At 59.2% G+C, this 16,484-nt stretch carries 18 protein-coding genes, 1 tRNA gene and 1 pseudogene; 7 read left to right on the plus strand and 13 right to left on the minus strand.

What is annotated here, in order from left to right; genetic code table 11:
* The 8 genes from BMZ42_RS00635 to BMZ42_RS18210 all read right to left on the minus strand — a co-directional run bounded on the left by BMZ42_RS00635 (window position 1) and on the right by BMZ42_RS18210 (window position 5,438).
* Window positions 1-627: a Maf-like protein gene (locus BMZ42_RS00635; protein ID WP_091517497.1), complete on the minus strand. Its 627-nt coding sequence runs from the start codon at window positions 625-627 to the stop codon at window positions 1-3.
* A 32-nt stretch (window positions 628-659) separates the two neighbouring features.
* Window positions 660-878: a translation initiation factor IF-1 gene (gene infA / locus BMZ42_RS00640; RefSeq protein WP_091517499.1), complete on the minus strand. Its 219-nt coding sequence runs from the start codon at window positions 876-878 to the stop codon at window positions 660-662.
* An 88-nt stretch (window positions 879-966) separates the two neighbouring features.
* Window positions 967-1,413 (minus strand): arsenate-mycothiol transferase ArsC, encoded by a 447-nt coding sequence (locus BMZ42_RS00645; protein WP_420492430.1) that lies wholly within the window; start codon window positions 1,411-1,413, stop codon window positions 967-969.
* 3 nt (window positions 1,414-1,416) lie between these two features.
* Complete coding sequence (locus tag BMZ42_RS00650; protein WP_091517501.1) at window positions 1,417-1,896, minus strand: UPF0262 family protein; 480 nt, start codon at window positions 1,894-1,896, stop codon at window positions 1,417-1,419.
* A 4-nt stretch (window positions 1,897-1,900) separates the two neighbouring features.
* Entirely contained in the window at window positions 1,901-3,199 is a 1,299-nt protein-coding gene (gene hisD, locus BMZ42_RS00655) for a histidinol dehydrogenase (RefSeq protein ID WP_091517502.1), read from the minus strand.
* A gap of 18 nt (window positions 3,200-3,217) precedes the next feature.
* Complete coding sequence (locus BMZ42_RS00660) at window positions 3,218-3,655, minus strand: DUF2948 family protein (RefSeq protein ID WP_091517504.1); 438 nt, start codon at window positions 3,653-3,655, stop codon at window positions 3,218-3,220.
* A gap of 190 nt (window positions 3,656-3,845) precedes the next feature.
* On the minus strand, window positions 3,846-5,135 hold the full coding sequence (murA, locus tag BMZ42_RS00665; protein ID WP_091517505.1) for a UDP-N-acetylglucosamine 1-carboxyvinyltransferase: 1,290 nt from the start codon (window positions 5,133-5,135) through the stop codon (window positions 3,846-3,848).
* Between the two features lie 120 nt (window positions 5,136-5,255).
* The gene (locus BMZ42_RS18210) at window positions 5,256-5,438 is read right to left on the minus strand and encodes a hypothetical protein (RefSeq protein WP_091517507.1); all 183 of its coding nucleotides are present in this window, start codon (window positions 5,436-5,438) and stop codon (window positions 5,256-5,258) included.
* 182 nt (window positions 5,439-5,620) lie between these two features.
* On the opposite strand from BMZ42_RS18210, the gene BMZ42_RS00675 reads away from it, so the two are divergent.
* A tRNA-Thr gene (locus BMZ42_RS00675) sits at window positions 5,621-5,695 on the plus strand.
* A gap of 287 nt (window positions 5,696-5,982) precedes the next feature.
* Here the strand turns inward: BMZ42_RS00675 and BMZ42_RS00680 are convergent.
* Window positions 5,983-6,879 (minus strand): LysR family transcriptional regulator, encoded by an 897-nt coding sequence (locus tag BMZ42_RS00680; RefSeq protein ID WP_091517509.1) that lies wholly within the window; start codon window positions 6,877-6,879, stop codon window positions 5,983-5,985.
* A gap of 107 nt (window positions 6,880-6,986) precedes the next feature.
* Here BMZ42_RS00680 and BMZ42_RS00685 point away from each other — a divergent pair, with 107 nt between their 5' ends.
* The 6 genes from BMZ42_RS00685 (at window position 6,987) to BMZ42_RS00710 (ending at window position 11,967) form a co-directional block, all read left to right on the plus strand.
* Window positions 6,987-8,192 carry an aminotransferase class I/II-fold pyridoxal phosphate-dependent enzyme gene (locus tag BMZ42_RS00685; protein ID WP_091517510.1) on the plus strand — a complete coding sequence of 402 codons (1,206 nt, stop codon included), beginning with the start codon at window positions 6,987-6,989 and terminating at the stop codon, window positions 8,190-8,192.
* A 39-nt stretch (window positions 8,193-8,231) separates the two neighbouring features.
* Entirely contained in the window at window positions 8,232-8,846 is a 615-nt protein-coding gene (locus BMZ42_RS00690) for an RraA family protein (RefSeq protein ID WP_091517512.1), read from the plus strand.
* 54 nt (window positions 8,847-8,900) lie between these two features.
* Window positions 8,901-9,734: an ABC transporter substrate-binding protein gene (locus tag BMZ42_RS00695; protein ID WP_091517513.1), complete on the plus strand. Its 834-nt coding sequence runs from the start codon at window positions 8,901-8,903 to the stop codon at window positions 9,732-9,734.
* A 63-nt stretch (window positions 9,735-9,797) separates the two neighbouring features.
* Window positions 9,798-10,496, plus strand: a complete 699-nt coding sequence (locus BMZ42_RS00700) for an amino acid ABC transporter permease (protein WP_091517515.1) — start codon at window positions 9,798-9,800, stop codon at window positions 10,494-10,496.
* A gap of 5 nt (window positions 10,497-10,501) precedes the next feature.
* Complete coding sequence (locus BMZ42_RS00705) at window positions 10,502-11,242, plus strand: amino acid ABC transporter permease (RefSeq protein WP_091517516.1); 741 nt, start codon at window positions 10,502-10,504, stop codon at window positions 11,240-11,242.
* The gene (locus BMZ42_RS00710; RefSeq protein ID WP_091517518.1) at window positions 11,239-11,967 is read left to right on the plus strand and encodes an amino acid ABC transporter ATP-binding protein; all 729 of its coding nucleotides are present in this window, start codon (window positions 11,239-11,241) and stop codon (window positions 11,965-11,967) included. The genes BMZ42_RS00705 and BMZ42_RS00710 overlap by 4 nt, the downstream gene beginning before the upstream one ends.
* 52 nt (window positions 11,968-12,019) lie before the next feature.
* Here BMZ42_RS00710 and BMZ42_RS18530 read toward each other — a convergent pair whose 3' ends face one another.
* The 4 genes and pseudogenes from BMZ42_RS18530 to BMZ42_RS00725 all read right to left on the minus strand — a co-directional run bounded on the left by BMZ42_RS18530 (window position 12,020) and on the right by BMZ42_RS00725 (window position 16,468).
* Entirely contained in the window at window positions 12,020-12,622 is a 603-nt protein-coding gene (locus BMZ42_RS18530; protein ID WP_478209657.1) for a flagellar hook-basal body complex protein, read from the minus strand.
* Window positions 12,623-13,336: 714 nt separating this feature from the next.
* Window positions 13,337-14,368 (minus strand): annotated as a pseudogene (locus BMZ42_RS18535) (flagellar hook-basal body complex protein); the annotation flags it as partial.
* A gap of 319 nt (window positions 14,369-14,687) precedes the next feature.
* Window positions 14,688-15,194 (minus strand): pyridoxamine 5'-phosphate oxidase family protein, encoded by a 507-nt coding sequence (locus BMZ42_RS00720; RefSeq protein ID WP_091517522.1) that lies wholly within the window; start codon window positions 15,192-15,194, stop codon window positions 14,688-14,690.
* Between the two features lie 215 nt (window positions 15,195-15,409).
* Window positions 15,410-16,468 (minus strand): ABC transporter ATP-binding protein, encoded by a 1,059-nt coding sequence (locus BMZ42_RS00725; RefSeq protein ID WP_091517523.1) that lies wholly within the window; start codon window positions 16,466-16,468, stop codon window positions 15,410-15,412.
* Window positions 16,469-16,484: the final 16 nt, after the last annotated feature.

A 16,484-nucleotide genomic window follows, 5' to 3' on the forward strand; every position in this document is an offset into this window, starting at 1 on the left:
TCAGGCCTTTGCGCCGGCAGCCCAGTTCAGATGGGCCTTGTAGCCGTCTGCAGATAGGAGCCCGACGGTTTCATACAAGGGCAGGCCGACGACATTGGTGTAGGATCCGACAAGCTTGACAACGAAACTGCCTGCAAAGCCCTGGACAGCATAGCCGCCAGCCTTGCCGCGCCATTCGCCGGAGGCCAGATAGCTGTCGAGTTCCGCGCGCGACAGGCGCTTGAAGCGCACGCGCGTCTCAACCAGCGACTGGCGCTGCTTGCCGCTCGGGGTAATGAGGCACACGCCTGTATAGACGCGATGCGACCGGCCCGACAGCAATTGCAGGCAGTTCGACGCCTCATCGGCAAGCTCGGCCTTGGGCAGGATGCGCCGGCCTACGGCGACGACGGTGTCGGCTGCCAGGATGTAGGCAGAGCCTTCGCCTTCCTTCTGCAGGGTTTCCAGCGCCTTGCGTGCCTTGGCAGCCGAAAGCCGCTTGGCCAGCGAGCGCGGATGTTCTGCACGCAGCGGCGTCTCGTCCACATCGGTGGCGAGGACGCGATCAGGCTCGATGCCTGCCTGCTGCAGAAGCTCGATCCGCCTGGGCGATCCCGAGGCCAGCACAAGCTTCTGAATGTCGCTCATAGGAGACCCGTAATCTAGCGGGAGGAAAACCGCTACTTGAAGCGGTAGGTGATGCGACCCTTGGTCAGGTCGTAAGGCGTCATTTCAACCAGAACCTTGTCGCCCGTCAGGACGCGAATACGGTTCTTGCGCATACGGCCAGCCGTATGGGCGACGATTTCATGTTCGTTTTCGAGCTTCACCCTGAACATGGCGTTTGGCAGCAGTTCAGTGACCACACCCGGAAACTCGAGTACTTCTTCCTTCGGCATCCGATACCTTTGTTGATTGTCTGTGCCGGCCGACAGGGCCGGAAAGTTGCGCGGAACCTACATGATCAGCGTGGCTTTGTGAACACGCTTAATCGGGCGCTCCCGCTGTAAAACGGCGTATTATATGCGATTCAAGGCGATCGCGCACGTCCCGATAGGCATCCAGCACCCGATCACGTGTCCCGGTAATACCCGAAGGGTCAGCCGTTGGCCAGTACTCGACATCGACCGCACTGGTGCGCGTCAGTTCCAGCGCGGCATGGTGCGCTTCAGGCGCCAGCGTGATGATGAGGTCGAAATAGGCGTCTTCAAGCTCGTCCCACTCGTGTGGATGGCGCTCGCCAAGGGTCAGGCCAATCTCCTGCAGCACCGCTTCCACGAACGGGTCCGGGTCGCCTGCGCGCACTCCGGCAGAGGTGACGAAGGTGTCAGCCGGCAGGATGTAGCGCGCCAGCGCCTCGGCCATGGGAGAGCGAATGGCGTTCATGCCGCAAAGGAAAAGGATCGAGCGTGGAAGCCGGCGCGACTCCTCCAAGCGTCAACCTCGCCAGTGCAGGACGCAAACGAGTGTGAACAGTCGCCTCGCAGTGTCGAAGTCGACATCGATCTTTCCGGCGAGGCGATCCATCAGCGTCTGCGAGCCTTCATTGTGCAGACCCCGTCGACCCATGTCGATGGCCTCGATCTGTGACGGCGTGGATGAGCGGATGGCGTCATAATAGCTTTCGCAGATCATGAAATAGTCTTTCACGACCCGGCGAAACGGGGTCAGCGAAAGGATGTGCGTGACAACCGGCTCGTCGTCCTCGCGCGTGACACTGAAGACAAGCTTGGCGTCAACGAGAGAAAGGCGAAGCCGGTAGGGACCCCCATCGTCGCCAACCGGCTGAAAGGAGTTGTCCTCAATCAGATCGAAGATGGCGACGGCGCGCTCGTGCTCCACGTCCGGTGTCGAGCGGCCGATCGATTCGTCCAGCGTGACATCGGCCAGTCTTGCCTTTGCGTCGCGCCTGCCCATTGCATCAGCTTTCCATGTTCAACCTGATGGCCACCGATGCGGCGTGGCCGTCAAGATTTTCAGCACGTGCCAGAGCAATGGCTGCCGGACCAATCGCGCGCAGCTGATCCGGCCCAAGCTTGAGGATCGAGGTGCGCTTGACGAAATCAAGAACGGTCAGCCCCGATGAGAAGCGTGCGGAACGAGCCGTCGGCAGGACGTGATTGGTGCCGCCGACATAGTCGCCGATCACTTCAGGAGTATGGCGGCCAACAAAGATCGCACCCGCATTGCGGATCTTGGGGATGAACGCCTCGGCGTCGTCCATCGCCAGCTCCAGATGCTCGGCGGCAATCCGGTTGGCCAGGGGGACAGCGTCCTCAAGGTCCGGGACGACGATGACCGCGCCGAAATCGCGCCAGCTGGCCGCTGCCGTCTCGCCGCGTGGCAGACGAGCAATCTGGCGCTCCATTTCCGCTTCGACGGCATCGGCAAGCGTCGCATCGTCGGTGATGAGAATGGACTGCGCACCAGTGTCATGCTCGGCCTGCGCGATCATGTCGGCGGCGAGCCATGCCGGGTCATTGTTGCCATCGGCAATGATCAGAACTTCTGAAGGTCCGGCGATCATGTCGATGCCGACAGTACCGAAGACGCGTCGCTTGGCAGCCGCAACGAAGGCGTTGCCGGGGCCAACGATCTTGGCGACAGGTGCAATCGTTTCAGTGCCATAGGCCAGTGCGGCAACGGCTTGTGCGCCACCGACACGGTAGATCTCGGAGACGCCGACCAGACGCGCTGCCGCAAGCACCAGCGGGTTCAGCTCGCCGCGTGGCGACGGGACCGTAATTACAAGCCGTTCGACGCCGGCGACCTTTGCCGGAACTGCGTTCATCAGCACCGAACTGGGATAGCTTGCCGTGCCGCCCGGAACGTAAAGCCCGACAGCTTCGATTGCGGTCCAGCGCGAGCCAAGCTCAACGCCAATCGCGTCAGTGTAACGGTCGTCGCTCGGCATCTGGCGCGCGTGGTGCGCTGTGATGCGTTCGTGGGCGAGTTCCAGCGCAGCGTAAGTTTCGGGATCGACACTGGCGACGGCGGCGTCGATTTCCGCTTCTGTCACCGCGATGCCGGTTTCACTCAGGTCGAGATGGTCGAAGCGCTTCGTGTAGTCGATGAGAGCGGCATCGCCTTCCGCCTGGATGCGCGCAATGATTTCGGCCGCGATGGCGTCGACGTCGGCTGACACCTCACGCTTGGTGGTGAGAAACGCGGCAAAGCTCTGTTCGAAATCGGGAGCGTTGAAATCGAGGCGTAGGGACATGAAGGAAAAATACTCCGGTCAGTTCTTGTGGGCTGGCCTGGACTGCGCTTCCCAGGCTGCACCCAGATCGGTGAGGCGTGCTTCGACATAGTCGACATCGAGCCGGATTGCAGCACCGCCCGAACAGGTCAGTTCGATGACGCCGGCAGGCGTATCCGCCGCCTGCTCGAACCGGATCGCCAACAGCGACAGGACATCGTCCTTGGCATCGCGTGAAAATCCGGTCGTCCTGACGCCGCTGACCCGTTCGAAATGCAGGATGCTGCGGCGTCGTTCGTTGTTGCGGCTGAAAAAGCCCGACTTGTTCTCCCACACGAAACGGTTGAGTTCGATGAGAAAGAGCTTGTCGGCGGCGCGATAGGTCAGGTCGCCGATCTTCATCACCGCGTCCTGAGTATAGGCGGAAATGATCTTGAGATCGTCTGCGTCGAGTGCGGCAAGCTTGAGTTGAGACATGTCGTTGCACAATCCGCGAGGGGCCAGCAAAGCGCGGCAAGAATAGGTTCCACCCGGTGTTATGCCGAGATTGGAAGCAGTGCAACAGGGAGAAGGGGAAATAGGGGAGAGAAGGGAGTAGGGGAGTAAGGGAGTAGGGGAATGACGGGACGCTCGTTTTCCCCTGTTCCCCTAAATCCCTATTCCCCTATCACGATGACAGCCGCTCGATCGTCGCGCCGCACGCCGACAGCTTCTCTTCCAGCCGTTCGAAGCCGCGGTCGAGATGATAGACGCGGTTGACGATGGTCTCGCCTTCAGCGGCGAGGCCCGCGATGACCAGCGAGACGGAAGCACGCAGATCGGTAGCCATCACCGGTGCGCCCTTGAGCTGGGAGACGCCATCAACGATTGCGGTCTGGCCCGCCAGCGAGATCTTCGCGCCAAGACGCGCAAGCTCCTGAACGTGCATGAACCTGTTCTCGAAGATCGTTTCGGTGATGCGCGAGCGCCCCTGCGCCATCGTCATCAGCCCCATGAACTGCGCCTGTAGGTCGGTCGGGAAGCCGGGGAAGGGTTCCGTGGTGATGTCGACTGGCAGGATGCCTGCGCCATTGCGGCGGATGCGGATGCCGGAATTCAGCGGAGTGACTTCGACACCGGCCTGCGCCAGCGCGTCGAGCGCGCTTTCCAGAAGATCGGCGCGCGCGCCTTCAAGAACGACGTCGCCGCCAGTCATCGCCACAGCCATCGCGTAGGTGCCGGTCTCGATGCGATCCGGGATGACCTGATGGGTTGCGCCGTGCAGCGATGTGACGCCGTCGATGGTGATCGTCGAGGTGCCGGCACCCGAAACCTTCGCACCCATGGCGTTAAGGCATTCGGCAAGATTGACGACTTCAGGCTCGCGGGCGGCGTTCTCCAGCACCGTCTGCCCCTTGGCGAGTGTGGCCGCCATCATCAGCACATGGGTTGCGCCAACGGATACTTTCGGGAAGACGTAGCGGTCGCCGATCAGGCCCTTTGGCGCACGGGCATGGGCGTAGCCCTGTTCGATCTCGATCTCCGCGCCGAGCTGGCGCAGCCCGTCGATGAACAAATCGACCGGACGCGTGCCGATGGCGCAGCCACCCGGCAGCGAAACCCGTGCCTCGCCCATGCGGGCCAGGAGCGGGCCGATCACCCAGAACGAGGCGCGCATCTTCGACACGAGTTCATAGGGTGCGGTCGTGTCGACAATGTTGCGAGCGGTGAAGTTAACTGTTCGGGCATAAAGCGAATTCTGCTGCTCGCGCCGTCCATTGACCGAATAGTCCGCACCGTGATTGCCGAGAATCCGGATCAGCTGCTCGACGTCGGCCAGATGCGGTACGTTTTCGAGGCTCAGCGTTTCTTCCGTCAGCAGCGACGCGATCATCAGGGGCAGGGCGGCATTCTTCGCTCCGGAAATCGGAATGGTTCCATTGAGCGTGTTGCCACCGACGATCCTGATGCGATCCATGCGCTGTATCCTTCCCGCAAAGCGGTTGTTTCAATGGTGCGGCGTGCCGGTGCCCGGCGGGCGCGCGAAATATTATCCGGGGAGAGCGGGCTTCGATCTGTAACCGGCCCGATTGCCGTGTCAGGCCTCGTCCCCATTGTCCCTCAGCAGTCCTTCTGGCCGCGAATCAGCGGCGCCGTCCCGTCTCGACCGCGCCTGTACCTTGCGCCTTTGAAGGTTGGCACGCAATTTTTCTGCAAGCCGCGCCTTCTTGCGGTCATTCGGATCGCCCTTGGGCGGCTTCTGATTTTCTGGCGGGTTCATCCAGCATGCTCCGGCTACCGGCGAATTGTGTCGAACTGGCGGCGCTGGCCTATAGCAGAGGAAGGCGTTAGGCTCAAATCCCCGGCGATCTTGCAGCATTTGCCGCGGGCAGGGGAAATTATCCAGTTCAGCGCTTGCACTTCTCAAACTCATGTGGCAGAAGGCCGCCACAATCAAGACCGGCTGCGGTAGCTCAGTGGTAGAGCACTCCCTTGGTAAGGGAGAGGTCGAGAGTTCAATCCTCTCTCGCAGCACCATTCTCCTCCTGTAATTTTAGATGTTTCTGGATTTTGTGATGTCCAGAGAAACCCGCCAGCCTTTCCCCTGTTTGTTGTGTTTCAATAACTTAGGGTCACGCGGCTTCGTGCTGGTAACACAAGCCTAGCACGCGGGCGTACCACTGTGATTTTTGGTGGCGACCCTATGCATATCGAGGCGACAAAAAGCACGTTGCGCCGTGAATACGTGAAATATTCACATTTCGAATGCGCGGCGCACCAGGGGATCTAGTCGTTGTGACTGCATGTTGTGTGGCTTGTCGTATCTAGATCATTTCCGAAAAGTCACAGAGTTCCTGCATCATGGTGGCGAGGGTCAGTACGAAGGACGATGGGTGATCCTGACGCAAAATTGCGACATAAGGGATGTCTGGCAGGAGCGGCTTGGTCTCAATGATGCGAAGCTTGTTGCTTTCGAGGAGGTGACGGAAAGGTCGCCGGGGGAGGTGGCTGATCCCCAGTCCCGCCACCGTCATCCCGACGGTCGCCATCAGGCTATCAGTGACACGCACGCGTTCGAACACCAATCGCTCCGACAACAGCCATTTCGAGAGGTGCGACCCGGCTCCAGAGCGACCTCCCTGTAGAAGCAATGGGTAGGAGACCAGTTCCTGAAGTGGCACGACTTCATCCAGTCCCGTTAATCCGGGCTGTTCCATCCACGCGAAATCCACATCACTGAGATGCAGGATGGTGACATTTGTGTCCCTGATAAACTCGGGACACACGATGATGTCGAGCAGGCCGCTCTGCAGGCTCTCATAGAGGGTACGGCCACTTGCGACTTCTGGCTCCAGCACCACGCCGGGATGGTTGTCACGCACGGCTGCGGTCAATCGCGGAAGCCAGGTCATTGCCGTCAGTTCGGTAATGCCGATACGGATCCGTTTCGCCATGGTGGTGGCGCGGCCGGCTTTGATGGTCGCAATATCGTCTTGAAGAAGCAGCATCTTGCGCGCCACCTCCAGGACTTCCTCCCCGCGCGGCGTCAGCTTCGACCCGCGTTGTGAACGTTCGAACAGCGGAAAGCCGATCGTGTGTTCCAGTTCATTGATTCGCTTGGAGATCGCGGACTGCGATGTGCCCAGACGTGAGGCAGCGCGCTCGAACGTCCCAAGCTGGGCGATCCAGACCAAGGCTTCCATCTGTCGGAGAGAGAGCATCTAATATTCCAAAAAGGAATGAAAGTCGGCAACTTAATATCTCTTTATTCGATTGCTCGTCAAACAATATGGTTGCCTCTCAGTCAGAACCTGGAGGGTAGTCGGAAATGGCAATGAAACTTGCTGAACGGGTGGTGCAGTTGAAGCCGTCCGCCAGCATCGTCGCCAGGCAGCGCGTTCTCGAATTGCAGGCCGCTGGCGAGACCATTATCGATCTGACAATTGGCGAGCCGGATCTTGATACGCCGGCACACATTGTCGAGGCTGCATTCGCTGCCGTGAACGCCGGTGATACGCATTACACCGTTCCGCCCGGAACGCCTGCGCTGCGCAAGGCCATCATTGCAAAACTCCAGCGCGACAACGGTCTCGATTATGCAATGAACGAGGTGATTGTCGGCGTCGGCGCGAAGCAGCTGATCTATGAAGCATTTGCCGCAAGCCTCGATACCGGCGACGAGGTGATCGTTCCGGCGCCGTATTGGGTGAGCTATCCCGACATTGCCACCATTCACGACGGCACTCCCGTTATCGTGGACTGTCCTGAAGTTGATGGATTCAAGTTGACGGCGAAGGCGCTTGAGGCAGCCATTACGCCGAACACCAAGTGGCTGGTCCTGAACTCGCCCAACAACCCCAGCGGTGCCGTCTATTCGCGTGAGGAACTGGAAGCGCTCGCTCAAGTGCTGCGCCAGGCTCCGCATGTCTGGCTGATGACCGACGAGATCTACGAGCATCTGACTTATGACGGCGTGACGGCGATCAGTCTCGTCGAAGCCGCGCCGGACCTGAAGGACCGTACGCTCATCGTCAATGGCGTCAGCAAGGCTTATGCCATGACCGGTTGGCGGATTGGATACGCAGCTGGCCCATCTGACATTATTGCCGCCATGGTAAAGCTGGTCGGTCAGAGCACGTCGTGCGCCAGTTCTGTAAGCCAGGCTGCTGCTGCCGCTGCGCTTTCGGGAGATCAGGCCTGCGTTGCTGAAGCCACGGAAATCTTCCGCCAGCGCCGCGACCGGATGTTCGAAATTCTCGACGGGACGCCCGGCCTTGCCGTCAGGAAACCGGATGGCGCGTTCTATTTCTATCCTTCGGTGGCGGGGTTGATCGGCAAGACGACACCGCAAGGCAAAGTTCTGCAAAGCGACCTCGATGTGTCGCTCTACCTGTTGGAAGCCGCGCATGTCGCTGTTCTCGACGGCGGCGCATACGGCATGTCGCCATATCTGCGCATGTCGTTTGGTGGCGCAATGGCAGATATCGAGGTTGGTTGCCACGCCATCCGCAAGGCCTGCGAAGAGTTGGTCTGACGCCAGCCCGGATCTAGACGCGTTTTGAAAGTGAATATCATGGCTCAGGACACTGTAATCGAAAAGCTGCTGCGCGAATTCGGCACGACTTCCACCTCGATCATCAGCGACAACCTGCAACGCTTGCCGGGCGCGGTCGGTCTGCGGCCCTTCCACAAGATCGAGGGTACGATGGTTGGCCGCGCGCTCACCGTGAAAGTGGCGGCCGGTGACAACAAGCTCATCCACAAGGCGCTCGATGTCGTCGAACCGGGTCAGGTGATCGTCGTTGATGGCGGCGGGGAAACCTCCCGTGCGCTGATTGGCGAAATCATGGTGGCCATCGCCCGCAGTCGCAATGCGGTCGGGTTTGTGATCGATGGCGCTATCCGTGACAGTGCCACGATCGGCGCAGGCGATTTCCCGGTCTTCGCGCGCTCTGCGATCCATCGTGGACCGTACAAGCACGGCCCCGGATCAATCAACGTCCCGGTATGCATCGGCGGGATGGCGGTGAACCCGGGCGACATCGTCGTTGGTGATCATGACGGCATTGTTGCGTTCCCGGTCGAGGGGGCTGAAGCCCTGCTCGAAAGTGTCCGCGCGAGCGAACGCATGGAAGAAGAAATGCTTCGGCAGATCGCCGAAGGAACCTATGTCGGAGCCTACGCGTAGGCAGGCATGCTGCCGCCCCCGCGCGGTAAGTCGTAGAGTACCAGAGGAGAAGACATGAAAACCAAATTGCTTTCACTTGCCGTCGCCGCAGCGATCCTGTCCACCGGAACCGCTTCGGCCGACCAGCTCGAAGATATCAAGGCGCGCGGCACGCTCATCTGCGGTACGCTTGGAACCGCCGAGCCGTTCAGCTTCGCAGATCCCCAGACCCGCCAGATCGTCGGCTACGACATCGATCTGTGCCAGGCCATCGCTGATGACCTTGGTGTGAAGATGGAAGCCAAGCCGATCTCGGTCGAAGCACGCATTCCAGAGCTGGTTCAGGGCCGCATCGACATCGTTGCGGGCAATCTGGGCTACACGCCAGAGCGCGCAGAGCAGATCGACTACACCACGTCGTACTTCGTCAGCCTGCAGAAGCTGCTCGTCAAGGAAGGTTCGGCTTTCGACACCATCGACAGCCTTGCCGAGAGCCGTATCAGCGCCCCCAAGGGCTCCAGCTCGGAGCGCTATGTTCGCGAAGTGCTGCCTCAGGCGTCACTGCTGACTTTCCAGGATCCGCCGTCGGCATTTCTGGCGCTGGCGCAGTCCAAGGTTGATGCGATGATCCTCTCCGAGATCAACGCTGAAAAGTTCATCGCACAGACCGGCGAAAGCTTCCGTTTCGTCGAGCAGCCGGTAGCTGAAGAGTACTGGGGTCTGGGCGTGCGCAAGAACGAGGAAGCTTTCCTCCAGCAGGTCAACGTGACACTGAAGCGTCTGGAAGACAGCGGCGAAGGCGAAGCGATCTTCGACAAGTGGCTCGGTCAGGAAACCGTCTACAAGCTGTCGAAGCCGTTCAAGTTCGACACCCCTGTCAGCGATCCGGTCCTGCGTCCGGCACTCTGATACATCATTGCGATCACCGGCTCCCGCGGCATCCGCGGGGGTCGTTGAAAATAGGACACTGCAATGGGATATGAATTCGACTTTTCGTCGGTGCTGACTGACCAGTATATCGACTGGCTCATCTCAGGCGTTCGCATCACACTGCTGCTGACAGCCGGCGCCTGGATCATCGCGTTCGTTATCGCCGTTGTTCTTGCTGTCCTGCGCGCGACCAACTTCCGCCCGGCGGTATGGTTGGTGGCCGTTTTCGTCGAGGTTCACCAAAATATTCCGCTGCTGGTGCAGGTGCTGTTCTGGTACTTCGCGATGCCGGAACTGCTTCCCGAGGCCTGGCGTGATTGGCTGGTTCGCAACAACAGCGAATTCATCCTCGCGATGATCGCCATCGCCATGTGTACCGCCGCTTATATGTCCGAGGCTCTTCGCAGCGGCCTGCGGGCGGTTCCTGTGACGCAGTATGAAGCGGGGCGCTCGTTCGGGTTCAACTATCTCCAGACGATGTCCTACATCGTGGTGCCGCAGGCATTGCGGCTGTCGGTGCCGCCGATGGTCAACCATTCGCTGCTTTTGTTCAAGAACACCTCGATCGCAATGGCGATCGGTGTGCATGAACTGACCTATCAGACCCGTCAGATCGACAGCGACACATTCCGCACCTTCGAGGTGTTCCTCGTGGCTACGGGCCTCTATCTCGTCCTTTCATTCATAATCATGTTTGTCGGCAACCTCATCGAGCGCCGCTTCAGCATGGGAACGAGGTAAGCGCCATGCTGGAAATCGTTCAAAACAACTGGACCTTGCTACTGGTCGGCCAGTACCCAGCAGGTCCACTCGGCGGGATAGTCGCCACGCTGCTTCTGGCCATTGCCGGTCTTGCACTGGCGTTCCCATTCGCCATCCTTCTGGCCGTCGCCCGCCTCAGCCCGTATCGCTGGGTGAACTGGCCTGCCACGGCGGTAGTCAACATCGTCCGTGGAATGCCGTTTCTGATGGTGATCTTCTGGAGCTATTTCGCGCTGCCGATCCTGATTGGCCGCCCGCTGAGCGGCTTCTGGACCCTCGTAGGCGCTCTTGTGCTTTATGAAAGCGCCTATCTGGCGGAAATCATCCGTGCCGGCATTCAGGCACTGCCACGTGGTCAGGAAGAGGCGGCTCGTTCGCTCGGGTTCGGATATTTCCGCACGTTGACATTCGTCATCCTGCCGCAAGCCCTCTACAACTCACTTCCAGCGCTGATCGGCCAGTTCGTTTCGCTGATCAAGGAGACTTCTCTTGGCTACGTCATTTCGGTCAACGAGTTCACTTACGCTGCGTCGCAGTTGAACAGCCAGCTGCTCGTACGTCCTGTCGAGGTGTTCTCCATCCTTGCGATCACCTACTTCATTGTCTGCTTCGCCCTCACGCAGTCGGCTCGCTGGGTTGAACAGCGTATCGCGCGCACCCGCCAGGGCAAGAGCTCCGGGATGCAGATTCAGACTAATCCCTTGGCCACGGAACCGATGCCATGATCCGCTTCGATAAAGTCAACAAGTGGTACGGACCACAGCTCAAGGTGCTCAATGAAGTCACTGCTGAGGTCAAGAAGGGTGAGGTTGTCGTCGTTTGCGGTCCATCGGGCTCGGGGAAGACGACACTGATCCGCACGATCAACCGTCTCGAGCCGATCGACAGCGGTTCGATCACGGTCAACGGAACCGATGCCCATTCCTCGAAGAACAACGTCAACACGTTGCGCCGCGACATCGGCTTCGTCTTCCAGCAGTTCAACCTGTTCCCGCATATGAGCGTGTTGAACAACATCACGCTTGCTCCGCGAAAACTGCGCGGAATGAGTCGCGCTGCGGCGGAGGAAAAGGCGCGCGAGCTGCTTGATCGCGTCGGCCTTGCGGACAAGGCGGAAGCCTATCCGGCCCAGCTCTCGGGCGGCCAGAGCCAGCGCGTCGCCATTGCGCGCTCTCTTGCCATGGATCCGCCGATCATCCTGTTCGATGAGCCGACCTCGGCGCTCGATCCGGAAATGGTCGGTGAAGTGCTCGCTGTCATGAAGGGGCTTGCCACGACCGGCATCACCATGATGTGCGTGACCCACGAAATGGGTTTCGCTCGCGACGTCGCCGACCGCGTGTGGTTCCTCGACAAGGGCAACCTCCTGGAAGACGCAAAGCCGGACGAATTCTTCTCCAACCCGACGCACCCACGCGCGCAGCGCTTCCTGGCCGACCTTCGACATTGAGCGGAGCGCGCGCCAGCGCGCGCTTCCCGGTACGCGCGCTGCTCACGCCTCGCTACCTCTTCAGGTTGACGAGCACATCCATGAGATCGCCGCCGGTCTGGAACACTTTCGAGTTGGCGGTGTAGTTGCGCTGTGATTCGATCATGTTGGTCAGCTCCTCGGCGATGTCGACGTTTGACGCCTCAAGCGCTCCGGACTTGACCGCTCCGAGTGAAATCTCATTTGGCTTTCCGAAAGTTACTTGGCCGGAGTTGAGCCCTTCCTGAAAAATATTGCCCGGCAGCACGGTTAACATGTCAGGGCTCTGTACCGTTGCGAGATCGAGACGATAGAGCCATTCTGTGGCTCCGTTCCCGTATTGCACCGACAGAATGCCGTCATCGCTGATGACGACCCGGTCGATAGCTGAAGGACGTGAACCGTTCATCTCAGAGGCGAGGGGCGTGTAGCCCGCCGCAAGCTGACGCATGCCGGCAAGGTCAATCTCCACCTCTCGGCCATTAAGTGTGGTCAGGTCGAGTGTGATGTTTGTGGGGGTGCCAGTCTCGATATTGCCGGTTGCGGGATCGAATTCCAGCGTGATCGTGTTGAGCGGCACGACGGAATAGGGGAAGGCGGTGCCAATAGCCGCGTTGGGCTGGTGGAAAACGGTCATTTCCCACTCATCGGTGATCGCGATGGTGGTGGATGTGAAGTTGCCGATCCCGGCATTGATGGGCGCGCCTGTGGCGTTGTCGACATTGACGATGAGATCTGAACCGCTGGTGTCGTAGGTGATCGCTACGCCCGCCGGTATGGAGCCGGGATTGACGGGAGCGAACGACCAAACGCCACCACCGAGCGTACCAGTAACATCAATGCTGTTACCGTCTATGTCGATGGTGAAGGAGGCGGTATCGCCGTCTCGCCAGACAAGATCGACGAAACCGGCAAACGCAAGGTCTATGTTGTCGTTATATGTGTGGGACACAAAGCCATCGATCTCGGCATTGATGGGTGCGCCTGTGGCGTTGTCGACATTGACGATGAGATCTGCACCGCTGGTGTCGTAGGTGATCGCCACGCCCGCCGGTATGGAGCCGGGATTGAGGGGAGCGAACGACCAAACGCTGCCATCAAATGCGCCCGTGACGTCGATGCCGATGCCTCCAACATCTAGGGTAAAGGACGTGGTGTCACCAACGGACCAAGTCAGGCCGGTGAAGCCGGCAAAAGAAAAGTCTATGTTGTCGTTATATGTGTGGGACACAAAGCCGCCGATCCCGGCATTGATAGGCGCGCCTGTGGCGTTGTCGACATTGACGATGAGATCTGCACCGCTGGTGTCGTAGGTGATCGCCACGCCCGCTGGTATGGAGCCGGGATTGTCGGGCGCGAACGACCAAACGCCACCGCTGAAAGTGCCCCTGACATCGACGCTGCTGCCGTTGATGTTGAGGCTGAACGAGGTGGTGTCACCAGATGACCAGGCCAGGCCCGTAAATCCGGCGAAGGTAAAATTGTTGTTGGCAGCGTCGGCAATTGGGGTGCTCGGAGCCGAGTAGCTGGAAACGGTGGGGTTGTTGGGATTGAGCACCGGTGCGGCCGGAATTGCTGTGCTTGGCACGGAGTACGCGGAAACGACGGGGTTGTTGGGGTTGAGTAGTGGCGCAGCGGGAATTGGCGTATTCGGTACAGAGTAGGCGGAAACGATCGGAGTGTTGGGGTTTGGACCTACGCCACCGGGGGCACTTGCGCGCATTTTGGTGAAGTAGATGTCGAGTCGAATTGGCTCACCCGCATTGCCGATTGCTGTCAGTCCCGACTTAAAGATGGAGCCATTGTCCATGCCTTGCCTGATCTGGGTATCGGTTAGTGGATTGCTTGATGGTGGGAGCCCTGCATAGATGGGGGCGCCAAAAGGAAGGTTGGACGCGAGAGTGCCGGCAGTCGATGGCACGCGCTCAAGGCCGGAGGTCGGTATCGTGACTCTTTCATAGTCACTGAACGATGTCGTTGCCCCTGGCTCTCCGAGTTCGAAGCTGCGTCCCATCAGATAGTATCCAGCCGCGTTGATCAGATTGCCGTTGCCGTCGGGAATGAAAGAGCCTGCGCGCGTGAGAAGCGGCTTGCCTGCAGCGTCTTGAACGACCAGAAAGCCGTTTCCGTCGATCGCCAGGTCGGTGATCGAGTTTGTATATTGCAGGTTGCCGGACGACATCAAATGGCGGATCTGCGTTGATGCGGCACCGGAAACATAGCTGCTGCCGGTACTTGGTGCCACCAATGAGGAAAACTCAACGGACGCCTTCTTGTAGCCGTTAGTTCCAGAATTGGCGATGTTGTCTGCCACAGTAGCCAGGCGCGTAGACTGCGCGTTCATGCCCGATACACCGGTGCGCATCATTCCATACAAGCTCATATCTGTCCCCAAAGTATCTTGTTTGAGACAGAGTTACGTGTGCAAGCTTGTGCGAAGCTTTTATAAGTTTATTCTTATTTTTATATAAAATTTATTTCTTAATCGCGAAATATCGCAAAATACGCGGGCAGCTGAACTCTAGGTAACATACGACGCAAGCTCTTGTTTTGTCTTTCAGAATTCGGCTTTGATTTTTCAAGATTCTCTGTGTGATGTGCGGGCATTGAATCTCGTCTAGCGGGGATACTCTGCTGCCCTTGTTCATGGGGTGGCGGTGAGGTTCGCTCGGTGCTCCCGTGAAGGACAACTTATCAGAGCCCTACATCTTTACTTCAGCGTTATCACCAAGCTCGGGCGCGGTGCCTGTTACCGCTGCAATCAGCATCTTGGCGCCTGAGACGACTGCGTTCGGGCTGTCCCAGATCTCGCCGTGCTCCGGCACGACAGTCAGCAGCCTGATCGTCGGATCCTGTTCATCCTCCCACCAGACATTGTCCATCTTGGACCAAAGTTGCGAAATCTTGGCGCGATCATTGCTGATCTTGGCCCGACCCGAAATCAGCGCATAGCGATAGTTGCCGTTGTCAGCCCAGGCCAGCGAGACGGTGGGAAATGCTTCGATGTCGGCATTCTTCTCGCCACTGACATCCGTCAGGAAGTAAATCGCGTTTTCATCGCGGCGTGGGCGTGCCGACATGGGCCGGCTGCGCTGTTCCTTCCCGGTCCAGGTCGTCAACATGCAAATGTCGATCTTGTCAGCGAGTTCCCAGACGCGATCGATGACTTCCTCAGGTGGTGCAGGGTTGTCGTGCTGGCGTTCTTTCATCGTGGCCTCCTTGTGGCCACCTGAAACGCGGGGCGAGCGCCGACGTTCCCCCATGAGGCGAATTTGGTGCGATGGGGGGCAGATCTGCCTGGAGCATTTTAGCTTTTCAGCGCATCGGGGAAGTGCTCCAACTCTTTATTTCTGCGCAATTCCAAACGCCCACGGCTTGCGCTGTGCAGGGGGGTGTTCAGATGGATTTCGCCCGATCGTGGCGCTCAGAGCGCGATGCGCATGCCATCTTTTGCATCGAACAGATGGGTGTCTTCTCCGACGACACCCAGTCGGATCTTGTCCCCGGCATTGACCTTCATCCGCTTGCGCAGGAGCACGACAAGCGGATCGCCGGCAACGCGAACCAGCAACTGCGTGTCCGGCCCCGTTGGCTCTACGACTTCGACGGTTCCCTCAAAGCCATTATCATCCGGGACGATCGACTCGGGGCGAGCGCCCCAAAGCACGTGGCGTCCATCGAGAGCGCTCGCCTCCGAAAGTACCGGAAGGCGTGTACCGTCGCTTGCCTTGACTGCACCGTCGCTCATGGTGCCTTTGATGAAATTCATTGCCGGTGAACCTAGGAAGCCGCCTACGAAGGCATTGGCCGGCCGGTCGTAGAGATCGAGCGGAGCGCCCTCCTGCTCGATGCGCCCGCCCTGCATGACCACGATACGGTCTGCCAGCGTCATCGCTTCGATCTGGTCATGCGTGACATAGATCATCGTGCTGCCCAGCCGTTGATGCAGCGCCTTGATCTCGGTCCGCATCTGCACCCGCAGCTTGGCGTCCAGGTTTGACAGAGGCTCATCGAAAAGGAACAGCTTCGGATCGCGCACGATCGCGCGCCCAGTGGCGACACGCTGTCTCTGGCCGCCGGATAGCTGGCCGGGGTATCGATCGAGCAGGTGCTCCAGACCAAGAACGCCAGCCGCTTCTTCCACTTTCTTGTTGATCTGGTCCTTGGCATCACCGCGAAGTTTGAGCGAGAAGCCCATATTCGCGCGCACGGTCAGATGCGGATAAAGCGCATAGTTCTGAAACACCATGGCGATGTCCCTCTCTTTGGGCGGCAGGCGCGTGACATCGCGGTCATCAATGAAGATGTGGCCAGAAGTTGCCGCTTCCAGCCCGGCAATGAGCCGGAGCAGGGTGGACTTTCCACAGCCGGACGGACCCACCAGCGCCACAAACTCACCATGGCGTACATCCAGGCTGATTCCGCGCAAGATCTCGAGTTCGCCAAATGACTTGCGGAGAGTATCAATTTTCATCGAGGACATGATTTATTCCACAGAC

This window comes from Aquamicrobium aerolatum DSM 21857 (assembly GCF_900113935.1).
Classification (GTDB): Bacteria; Pseudomonadota; Alphaproteobacteria; order Rhizobiales; family Rhizobiaceae; genus Aerobium; species Aerobium aerolatum.